Source organism: Streptomyces sp. XY431, from assembly GCF_001279805.1.
Lineage (GTDB): Bacteria > Actinomycetota > Actinomycetes > Streptomycetales > Streptomycetaceae > Kitasatospora > Kitasatospora purpeofusca.
This window is the reverse complement of the sequence record NZ_LGDO01000501.1, coordinates 50,916-62,128: the sequence shown is the minus strand read 5'-3', so window position 1 is coordinate 62,128 and position 11,213 is coordinate 50,916. Positions and strand designations below refer to the sequence as shown.

Here is an 11,213-nt window from a genome sequence, read left to right as displayed (position 1 = left end):
CCGACCCGCCCGCCGATCTGCCCGCCGGGGCGTCGGCGGCCGAGCCGGCCGCCGCCTGGCTTCAGCGCTGGACCAACCACCTCGGCCGGGGCTGGCGCACCCTCGGCCTCAGCACCGAGACCGTCGCGCTGGCCCACCGGATGCTCGACCGGCTGCGCGCCGAGGCCGTGCCGGTCGACCTCTTCACCGGGGTGCGCCGCAGTGCCACCCAGCTCGAACTCCTCGACCTGCTGCTCACCGAGGGCGTCCCGGTCGCCGACCCGGCCGAGGGCCACAGCTTCGTCCTCCAGGACTGGGTCGGCGCCTCCGACACCGACGGCCGCACCCTCACCGCCCTCGCCGCCGACCCCCGCTTCCGGCCCGCGCTGCGCGCCGCCGTCCCGGCCGTCTGGGACACCGTCGACAGCCGCCGCCTCGCCGCCCGCCCGGTCCTGCGCGAGCTCTTCGTCGAGTGGTCCGACGCCCGCGCCGACGAGCTGACGGCCGCCCGCGGCCTGGAGAGCGCGAACGGCATCCTGCGCGAGCTGAGCACCCACCGCACCGCCATCCGCGACGAGAACCCGGCCGCCGCCCAACGGATCGCCGAACTCGACGTGACCGGGCTGCTCGCCGACGCCCTGCGCGGCGGCATCCTCGACGAACTCGGCTGGCCCGCCCTGGAGGAGGCGCTCGCCCGGCTCGGCATCGAGGCCGGCGACACCCCCGGCGTCGGCAGCGGCCGCAACCTCCCCGAGGGGCTGCTGCTGGAGGAGGCCTGGCCGCACCTGGTGCTCGCCCGCGGTAACCAGGTCGTGGTGGCCGGCCCGCAGGGCATCCTGCTCGAACACACCCTGCGCATCCCCGACAAGCTCGACAGCTGGCACCGCCCCCGCTTCCGCTTCGTCGACGGCGAACTCCTGGTCGCCTGGGCCCACGAGGGCAAGCAGCGGGCCTACTGGTCCGGCCGCCCCGCCGAGGTCTTCGAACTCGGCGGCGAGCGGATCGCCCACTACTACGGCGGCGGCGACATCGAGACGCCCACCCTGCCGCTGCCCGGCGGCGGCCGCACCGGCGGCCACCGGCCACTGCACGTCGGCGACACCGTGCTGCCCGCCCAGAGCCGCGTCCTCGGCGACGGCACCGGCCACTGGACGGCCCACCGGCGCTCCGGCAGCGTCGTCCTGGAGGAACTCGACGCCGCCACCGGCACCGCGGGCCGCACCGCCGAGCCGCCCCTGATCGCCGCGAGCGCCGCGGCGGGCCGCCTCGACGTCCACCGCACCTGGCTGCTGCCGTTCCAGCCCGGCCTGGAGGCCACCCCGCTCGGCACCGACGGCACCGTCCTCGGCAGCTGGCTCCGGACCGACGGCAACCGGACCACCACCGTCACCGCCGACGGCACCAGGCTCGTCGTCGACAACACCCGCGGCGGCCGCTCGCTGTACCCGCTCGGCCGGCTCACCCTGCCCGGCGGCGGGCGGCCGATGCTGCAGGAGGGCCACGGGCGCCACCTGGCCCTCGGCCTGCCCGCCGCGGACTCCCCGGCGGAGGGTACCGTCACCGCCGACCCGGCCGGCTTCACCGCCGACTTCGAACCCGGCCGCCCCGGCGGCCTCGCCGGCGCCGGCACCGCCCTCGTCCTGCCGCTCGGCCACTGGCACGTCCTGCGCCCGCGCGACGAGCAGGGCTCGGCCGAGCTGCGTGCCGTCGGCCGCGAGCAGGCCGCCCGGCTCATCGACGCCGCCTGGCCGGCCGACGCCGAGCCCGTCCCCGCCGCCCGGCAGCGCTGGATCACCGTCCAGGGCGTGCGCCGCCCGGTCGTCAGCGGCGACAAGGCCGAGGAGCGGCTGCCGGTCGACGCCGTCGCCGGCGTCCTGCCCGGCGTCACCCACCGGCTGCTGCTGGCCGGCGTCACCGGCCTCGCCCGCACCGCCGCCGACCTGCTCGACCGGATCGCCCGCTACCTCCCGCAGCCCGAGGACGACGGCCGCGCCACCGGCGGCTCCGGTGCCGCCGAGTTCACCTACCGGCCCGAGCACGGCACCGACTACGAGCTCAGCCAGGCCGTCGCCCTGCTGCTGCCCGGCGTCGGCGGCTACGGCCGCTCCTGGGACCGCAGCGCCAACTACCGCGTCCTCAACAACCTCAGGGCCGTCACCGCCGTCCTCGCCGAGCCCCCCGCGGCCGAGGGCGAAGGCTGGAGCACCCCGCACCGGATCGCGCTGCACGGCGACGACGACCACCACGGCTGGCTGCAGACGCTCGGCCGGCTCGGCACCCTCGCCTACGCGGCCGCCGCCCCGCTCACCTCCGCCGAGCAGCGCGACTCGCTCGCCCTGCTGCTCACCGAGCTCACCGCCGGGCCGCTCGCCGACCGGGGCGCCACCCTGCGCGAGGTCGTCCTCACCGAGCCGCTGACCGACCCGAACGCCAAGGAGGGCAAGCACGAGCGGCGGGCCGGCCAGGTCTGGCGGCACGGCGACCGCACCGTCGTCGTCCTCGCCTGCAGCCACCACCGTGAGGACAAGGCGCACTGGCTCGCCGTCGACCACGACCCGAGCGGCGTCTTCGGCGCGGTCGCCCACTTCGGCACCGCCGAGGAGCGCGGCACCGAGGAGACCGTCGACGCGGCCTGGGTCGCCCGCTTCACCGCCCTGCTCCGCGAGCACGGCGCGATGACCCACCGCGCCGACCGCGCCGCCGACTTCGGCGCGCGCACCGGTATCGGCGCCGTCCGCTCCACGCTGCTGTTCAGCCCCACCGAGGCGCTGATCCACTGGTACGGCGCGCCGCTGCCCCCCGAGGCGCTCAAGGAGTACGGCCTCAAGTCCGGCGAGGCCAAGGCCGCCCGCGGCTGGCTGCGCGGGTGCGAACGCGACGCCCTCGGCGAGGTCTGGTCCGCCCTGCTGCCCGCCGACCCGGAGGAGCTCTGGAGCACCGGCCCGGACAGCGCCGCCGGCGCCGCGCGCTGGACGGCCCGCCTCGGCCGGCTGGTCACCCTGCCCGAGGCGGAGCAGGCCACCGTCAGCGGCACCAGCATCCAGAAGGTCGAGGAGATCCTCAACTACGCGACCACCCCGTGGCTGAGCCGCACCACCCGCCAACGGGTGCGCCCCCAGGGGGAGTCGGCCACACCCGTCCTCCAGGCCGACGACCCGCAGGCCCTGCCCGACCAGAACACCCTGCCCCAGGCCGCCGACGCGATCGCCTGGCTCGCCTACCGGCTGCCCTGGAACAGTCCGCTGCGCGACTCGCTCGCACCCGCCGTCCGGGCCCTGCACACCCGCCTGGCCGACCCGGAACTGCTGCTCTCCTACGAGCTGCGCCGCAACGGCAAGGGCGAGCCGCTGGCCGCCGTGCTGCGCGCCCGCTTCGGCCTGCCCGCCGAGGGCGGCGCCGACGCGGACGGTCTGGTCCGCTGCGGCGGGGCCCTGGTGCTCTCGCCCACCCAGGACGAGGCGGAGCAGATCTGGTGGCGCCCGGCCGGCCTGGACGGGGCGCAGGACCAGGCGCTGGACCAGCTGGCCGGCCTGGGCGACAGCTACTGGCTGTCCCGTCAGCGGACGGTGCTCACGGCGCTCCTGAGCGGGGAGCTGGACCGACTGGTCGTCCTGCCGGAGCTCCCCGACGCCGCCGGTGTTCCCGTCGAAGGGGCCGAGGTCTGGGCCCAGCACCCGCTGCTCACGGTGCCCGAGCTGGTCACCGAGGTCGCCAAGACCCACGAGCTCGGCGAGGACGCCGCCGTCCTCTACCTCCAGCTGCTCGCCCTGCCCGACCCGACCGACCGCCAGGTCGCGCGCTGGACGGGCTGGAAGCCGGCCCGGCTGAAGAAGGCGCGCGCCGAACTCCTCGGCTCCGGCCTGGTCATGGAGGCCAAGCGGGCCCGCGCCGGGCGCACCCTCTTCCTCCCCGGCGGCTGGCAGGAGGCCAAGGCCCCCGGCCTGCCCGTCGAGACCTGGAAGGCCGCCCTCTACGATCTCCCCACCCACCACGACGTGCTGCCCCGGTGCGCCGTCCCGGAGCTGTTCGCCCGGGCCTGGCAGCGCGTCACCGACGGGGACGCCCCCGGCTTCGAAGAGCTCCGGACCGGCAAGCGCAGGAAGGCCCGCCGATGACCACCACGACCACGACCAGCACCTCCACCAGCAGTACTTCCACCACCAGTACCGGTACGGCGGCCCGGCAGGTCGTCCCGCCGGAGGAGCGGTTCGCCGCCGAACTGGAGTTCCTCGCCGCGCACGACTCCGGCCCGCGCCCGCCCGGCTGGCGGCTCACCCCGCGCGCCGTCGTCACCTTCGTGATGGGCAGCGGCGGCGAGAAGCTCAAGGCCGGGCGCAAGAGCCTGGCGATCGAGCAGAAGTTCGTCGGCGAGCGGGCCCTCGTCGAACGCTGCGTCGTCACCCTCGCCGGGGAGCGCGGCCTGCTGCTCGTCGGCGAGCCCGGCACCGCCAAGTCGATGCTCTCCGAGCTCCTCGCCGCCGCCGTCTGCGGCACCAGCGCGCTCACCGTCCAGGGCACCGCCGGCACCACCGAGGACCAGCTCAAGTACGGCTGGAACTACGCCCTGCTGCTGGCCAAGGGCCCCAGCCGCGAGGCCCTGGTGCCCTCTCCGGTGCTCAGCGCGATGACCACCGGCGCGGTCGCCCGGGTCGAGGAGGTCACCCGCTGCCTCCCGGAGGTCCAGGACGCCCTGGTCTCGCTGCTCTCCGAGCGGCGGATCGCCGTCCCCGAGCTGGCCGGCACCCCGGACGGCCAGCTGCACGCCGCCCCCGGCTTCACCCTGATCGCCACCGCCAACCTGCGCGACAAGGGCGTCAGCGAGATGTCCGCCGCGCTCAAGCGCCGGTTCAACTTCGAGACGGTCGGGCCGATCGGCAGCCTGGCGGCCGAGGTCGAGCTGGTCCGCCGCCAGTCCACCGCGGCCGTCGCCCGGGCCGGGGCCGCCTTCGCGGTCGACGACGCGGTACTGGAAGCTCTCGTCACGGCCTTCCGCGACCTGCGGACCGGCCGCTCCACCGAGGGTTGGGACGTCGAACGCCCGTCCACCGTGATGAGCACCGCCGAAGCGGTCTCGGTGGCCACCGCGCTCGGGGTCGGCGCCGCGTACCTGCCCGACGGCGGCGACCTGCTCGGCCGGCTCCCCGGCCAGCTGATCGGCGTCGTCCGCAAGGACGACCCGGCCGACGCCGCCCGGCTGCTCGGCTACTGGGACGGCCCGGTCCGCCGCCGCGCCGAACAGGGCGCCGCCACCTGGCGCACCCTGTGGGAGCTGCGCTCGGCCCTGGAGCACTAGGCCGTCCGGCCGGCCCGCCGTCACCAGGGCAGCGGGCCGGCCCCCGGCCCCGCACATCCCCCTCCACCCTTCCCCCTCCCCGAACTTCCACCGAGAGGTGAACACATGAGCAGCGCGGTGCCGCCCGGCGGGGCGGGGCTCGGCCACGACGACCCGCGAGGGGCGGTCGCGACCGAGGCGGCCCGACTGGCCGCCTCCGGCCTCGACGCACCCGGGCCCTTCCTGATCGGGGTGCGTCACCACGCCCCTTCGCTCAGTGTCGTCGTGCCCGCGCTGCTGGACGCCGCCCGGCCCGATGTCCTGCTGGTCGAACTGCCCACCGAGTTCCAGCCCTGGCTCGACCTGCTCGCGGACGAGGCCACCCGGGCCCCGGTCGCCCTCGCCGCCGCACCCGCCGCCGACCGTCCGGACGACGCGGCCGAGGGCGGTGGGCTCGCCTTCTACCCGTTCGCCGACTTCTCGCCCGAACTCGCCGCCCTGCGCTGGGCCCGGCGGCACGGCGTCGAGACGGTCGCCTGCGACCTGCCCCTCGCCGTCCGCGACCGGTACGCCGGCCGGGATGCCGATCGGGACCGCACCGGCCCCGGCGACCCCCGGCCCGGCGTCGCCGACGCCCTCCGCCGCCGCCTCACCGGCCGCGAGGACGACGAGGACCTCTGGGACCGCCTGGTCGAGACCGCCGCCCCCGGCTCCACCCCGGAGGCCGTCCGCCGCGCCGCGCTGCTGGTCGGCTGGGCGCTGCGCCGCGACGCCCGGGACGGCACCGGCATCGACCCCTACGACCTGCGGCGCGAGGCCTGGATGCGGGCGCGCATCCGGGAGGCGGCCGAGGGCGGACGCCGCGTGGCCGCCGTAGTCGGAGCCTTCCACGCGCCCGCGCTCCTCCCGGCCGGGGCGGACGTCGCCAAGGCACCCGGGCCCGACCCCGACCCCGCCCCCGACCTGGTCCCGGACGGCCGCCACGCCGTCTCCCTGATCCCCTACACCTACCCGCTGCTCGACGCCCGCTCCGGCTACCCGGCCGGCATCCGCGACCCCGAGTGGCAGCACACCGTGCTCGACGCCGCCGGGGACCAGGACCGGCTGGCCGAGGCGCTGGTCACCACCGCCGTGCGGATCTGCGAGGCCCTGCGCGGCCAGGACCACCCCTCCGGCCCGGCCGACGCCCGCGAGATCGTCCGCCTCGCCGGCGACCTCGCCCGGCTGCGCGGCCTGGCGGCCCCCGGCCGGGGCGAACTGGTCGAGGCCGTGCAGAGCGCCCTCGCCCAGGGCGAACCGCTCGGCCGGGGCCGGGCGGTGGCCCGCGCGCTGGAACGGGTCCTGGTCGGCACCCGCACCGGCGCGCCGACCCCGGCCGCCCCGCGCAGCGGCCTCGCCCCCGCCGTCGAGCGACTCCTCGCCGAGCTGGGCCTGCCCGGCCCGGGCGACACCGCCGAGCCCACCCCGCGCGAGCTGCGCCTCGACCCGTTCCGTTCGACCCTCGACCGCCGCCGCGAACTCCTGCTCCACCGGCTGACCGCCTGCGGTGTCCCCTACGCCGAACCGGTCGAGTCCACCGGCGCGGGCGGCACCGAGACCCTCACCACCCGCTGGCAGGTCCGCTGGACCCCGACCGTCGCCGCGATGCTCACCGTCGCCGGCACCCAGGGCGTCACCCCGGCCCAGGCCGCCGAGGGAGCCCTGCGCGAGCGGCTGCGCCGGGAGCGGCAGGCCGACGGCCCGACCGCCCGCGAGGTCCTCCAGGGCCTCGCCGAGGCCGACGCCTGCGGCCTCCCGGCCCTCACCGGCACCCGCCTCGACCAGCTCACGGCCGTGCTCCCGGAGAGCGGCACCCTGCCCGAACTCCTCGACGCCCTCGCCCTCCTCGACCGCCTCACCGCCACCCGTCGCCCGACCCCGGCCCCGGGCACCCCCGACCCCACCAGTCCCGCCAGCCTTTCCGGCCCCGGGTCGGAGGCGTCGTTCCTGGCCGCGCTGGCCGCCGCCGCCGAGGTGGTGACGGTCGCGGCGGTGCGGCAGTTGGAGGGGCTGGGCGGATCGGACGAGGCCGACGACGCCAGGGCGCTGGTCGAGCTGGCCCGGCGGGCCGATCTCTCCGGCGGTCTGCGGCTGCGCCACGCACTGGCCGAACTCGCCGACCGGGGGAGCCCCTTGGTGCGCGGTGCGGCCGGTGCCGTGCGGGTGCTGCTCGGGCAGGAGGTCCCGGCGGTCTTCGGGGACCGGGCCGCCTCCTGGGTCGACGGCGCCACCGGCCCCGATGCCCGGCAGGCCCTGGGCCGGTCGCTGGTCGGTCTGCTGACGGCCGCCGAAGGGCTGTTCTCCACCGCCCCCGAGGTGCTCGAACCACTGCTGGAGCGGATCGCCACCCTCCCGGACAACGCCTTCCTGGACCGTCTGCCCGCGCTGCGCGGGGGGTTCGACACGCTCAGCCCGGCGGCCCGGGAGCGGCTGCTGACGCTCGTCGAGGAGCGCCTGGGGGCCCGGCTGGACGCGCTTCCGGAGGAGGTGCCGCCCGCCCTGCTCGCCGACTGGTCCCGCGCCGACCTCGCGGCCCGATCCGCGCTCGCCCGCCGGGGGCTGCTCCCACCGAGCCTCCCGACACCTACCCAGGCGGCACCCACCGACAAGGCACCCGTCCCCGAGCCCGTGTCCGTCCCCGAGCCGTCCGGCACCCACGCCCTCGGCGCGGCCGAGCGCTGGCGGCTGCTCCTCGGCCGCCCGGGCAGCGGCCGCCTCGGCGGCCGTGCCTCGCGGCTCGCGTCCGCGCTCGACGAGCTCTACGGCACGGGGCACGGCGAGGGCTCCGGCCCCGGTCTCGACGGCCGGGGCGGGGCGGGCGGCAACCGGGGCGGCCGCGAGGCGCCGTACCCGGGCGTGCGCGAGTGGTCCGAGGAGCTGACCGCCCTGTTCGGGCCCGGCATCCGGGAGGAGGTGCTGGCGGCGGCCGTGGCCCAGGGGCGCGGCGACGCCCTGGAGGCGATCGACCCGGGTGCCGTCCGGCCGTCGGTCGACCTGTTGCGCACCGTCCTGGAGCACGCGGGCGGCCTGCCCGAGGCCCGGTTGGCCGGACTGCGGCCGCTGGTCCGGCGCCTGGTCGACGAGTTGAGCCGGGAGTTGGCGACCAGGCTGCGCCCCGCCCTCACCGGGATCAGCGTGCCGCGTCCGAGCCGGCGCCCCGGTGGCGGCCTGGATCTGCACCGCACGATCCGCGCCAACCTGGCGACCGCCCGGCCCGCCGCCCCCTCGATCGGCGGCGGCAGCGGCACCGACATCGGTACCGAGCCGGGCCGCATGGTGATCGTGCCGGAGCGCCCGGTGTTCCGGACCAGGGCCAAGCAGGCGTCCGACTGGCGTCTGATCCTGGTCGTGGACGTCTCCGGCTCGATGGAGTCGTCCACGGTCTGGGCGGCACTGACCGCGTCGATCCTGGCCGGGGTGCCCTCGCTGAGTACGCACTTCGTCGCCTTCTCGACCGAGGTGGTCGACCTGACCGACCGGGTGACGGATCCGCTCGGTCTGCTCCTGGAGGTCCGGATCGGCGGCGGCACCCACATCGCCGCCGGGCTCAAGTACGCGCGGGAGCTGGTGACGGTGCCGTCCCGCACGCTGATCGCGGTGGTCAGCGACTTCGAGGAGGGCGGCCCGGTGGGCGGGCTGCTCGCGCAGACCCGGGCGCTGGTCGACTCCGGGTGCCATCTGCTGGGTTGTGCCGCACTGGACGACACCGGCACGGCCCGGTACTCGAAGGCGATCGCGAGCCGACTGGTCGCGGCCGGGATGCCGGTGGCGGCGCTCAGCCCGCTCGAACTGGCCCGCTGGGTGGGGGAGAAGGTCCGATGACGGAAGCGGTGCAGGACGTGACGGGGACGCGGGTGCAGTGGCCGGCGGTGCGACCGGAGGTGGTCGCCGAGGTGGTGGCCGGACTGTCGGCGCGCCTCCAGAAGCGCCTGGACGGGGCCGCCGCCAAACTGGCCGAGCGGCCGGTGGAACGGACGGGCGAGGACTGGCGGATCGCCGTGGACGAGGAGGCGGAGCTCGTTCTGCACGCACCGGGCGGGGTGGTGGCCACCTCGGGTGATGTGCGCTGCGGTTGCCTGCTGGCGCCCGCCTGCGTGCACCGGGCGGCGGCGGTCACGGTCTGCCCGCTGGCCGACGGCGAATTGCCGGCAGCACAGGCCGAACCGGCTTCGGCCGACAGCGAGCCCCCGACCTCCGCCCCGGCCCCTCTCGCCGAAGGTCCGCAGGACGACGCTCCGGCCGCCGGAACGCTCGGCGCCGCCGAACGCGCCGCCGTCGACCAGCTGCACCGGGTGGCCTCCGCCGCACTCGCGGCGGGCGTGGGCGGTACCGGCGCGGTGCTCCAGGCGGAGCTGTTGCGGGCGGCCCACCGGGCCCGGCTGGCCGGGCTGCACCGGTCGGCGGCCGCTGCGGTGGCGGTGGTCACCCGGGTCCGGGCGGCCCGGTCGGGCGAGCCGGACCACCGCCTCGCCGACCTGGTGGCGGGCCTGCGCGAGCTGCTCGGGCTCAGCACGGCCCTGTCCGCCGCGGCGGCGGCGGACACTGCCGGTCCGGGCGTCGCCGCCCTGCGGGGGACGGCCCGCCAGGTGTACGCGCCTGCGGGCGGGTTGCGGCTGTACGGACTGTTCTCCGAGCCGGTGCTGACGGCCACCCACGCGGGGGTGCTCACCTGGGCGGTCGACGCGGGCGGCGGCCTGCACACGATGGCCGAGATCATGCCGCACACCGACGCCGCCGCGGCGGCGCCGCAGGCGGTCGGAGCCGGCAACCGGGCGGTCCGGCTGGGCGACGCGATGCTCAGCCACCGCGAGTTCACCCGGGCCGGGCTGGCCGTGCAGGGCGCGACCAGGTCGGCGGCCGGGAGGCTCGGGGCGGGCGCCTCGGTCCGGGCGGTGCGCGCGGCGGGGGCGGCCTGGACGGCAGAGCCGGCGGCCCGGCTCTGGGCCGAGCCGCCGGCCGCCCAGGTGGCACGGGCGCTCGACGCGGCCGCACTGCCCCCGGAGGTCCGGCCGCCCGGCGGTGAACTCCTGTTCCTGGACGTGACACTGCTCGGGGCGGTCCCGTACGGGCCGGGCGGGGAGCCGAGCTTGCTGGCGGACTGCGGGGGAGTGGTGGTGGCGCTGCGTGCCGCGCACGACCACCCGGGGCTCGCCCACCGGGGCAACCTCGCACTGCTCGCGACCGCCCCGGGCCTGCAACTGCGGGTGATCGGCCGCCTGGAGCGCTCGGCCCGCCCCGAGCTGCGCCTGCTGGCCGTCGGCGAGCCCCCGTCCACCCGACCCGCGGAGGCCCCAACCCCGGAGCCCCGGCCTCAGGACGTCCGGCCCCCGTCCCTCGCCCTGCCCGCCGATCGCGCCGGTCGGGTCAATCTCGGCCTGGAGCGGCTCCAGACGGCGGACCTGACCCTCCCGCCCCGGGACGCGGCTCCACCGCTCACGGCCCTGCCCGCGGGGCCGCTCCCGCCGACCGCGCCGGTGCACCTGCTGTCCCGCCGGGTGGAACAGACGGTGACCGGCGGCCGGGCGGTGCTGGCGCTGGGGACCGGGGCGGCGCGCGGCGACCGGGCCCGGTTGCGGTCGGCGGGGCTGGCCACCGGTGCATCGCTGCTGGAGGGTCTGCTCGGGGCGGCGGTGGACCAGCGGCGCGACGTCTTCGGGCGGGTGGTCGCGGACGACCACGAAGCCTTCGCGGCCGCCTGGTTGGCGGCGGCCTGGTACGAGGAGGAGTTGGCCTCGGCACTCTGTGCGACCGCCTGGTCCCAGGAGGCTCCCGGCAATCAGCTATAAGGAGAACTATTTGCACAAGCAGATATGCCGCGCCAAATGGCATACTTGAACGAAGCGGAACGTTCGAACGGCCGGGGGCCTGCCGGAGGGGGCCGGCCGCCCGGGGCAGGACCCCGCAGGACCGTACGAGCACATGA

General features: G+C 77.3%; 4 protein-coding genes. All 4 read left to right on the top strand.

What is annotated here, in order from left to right:
- Nucleotides 1–4,094: hypothetical protein (locus ADK60_RS36020; RefSeq protein WP_053651045.1), on the top strand; the 4,094-nt coding region annotated here is incomplete at its 5' end.
- Nucleotides 4,091–5,272: an ATP-binding protein gene (locus ADK60_RS36015; protein WP_053651044.1), complete on the top strand. Its 1,182-nt coding sequence runs from the start codon at nucleotides 4,091–4,093 to the stop codon at nucleotides 5,270–5,272. The genes ADK60_RS36020 and ADK60_RS36015, both read left to right, overlap by 4 nt.
- Before the next feature lie 105 nt (nucleotides 5,273–5,377).
- Nucleotides 5,378–9,112 carry a DUF5682 family protein gene (locus tag ADK60_RS36010; RefSeq protein ID WP_079008982.1) on the top strand — a complete coding sequence of 1,245 codons (3,735 nt, stop codon included), beginning with the start codon at nucleotides 5,378–5,380 and terminating at the stop codon, nucleotides 9,110–9,112.
- Entirely contained in the window at nucleotides 9,109–11,076 is a 1,968-nt protein-coding gene (locus ADK60_RS36005) for a hypothetical protein (RefSeq protein ID WP_053651043.1), read from the top strand. Before ADK60_RS36010 ends, ADK60_RS36005 begins: the two co-directional genes overlap by 4 nt.
- Nucleotides 11,077–11,213 lie beyond the last annotated feature (137 nt).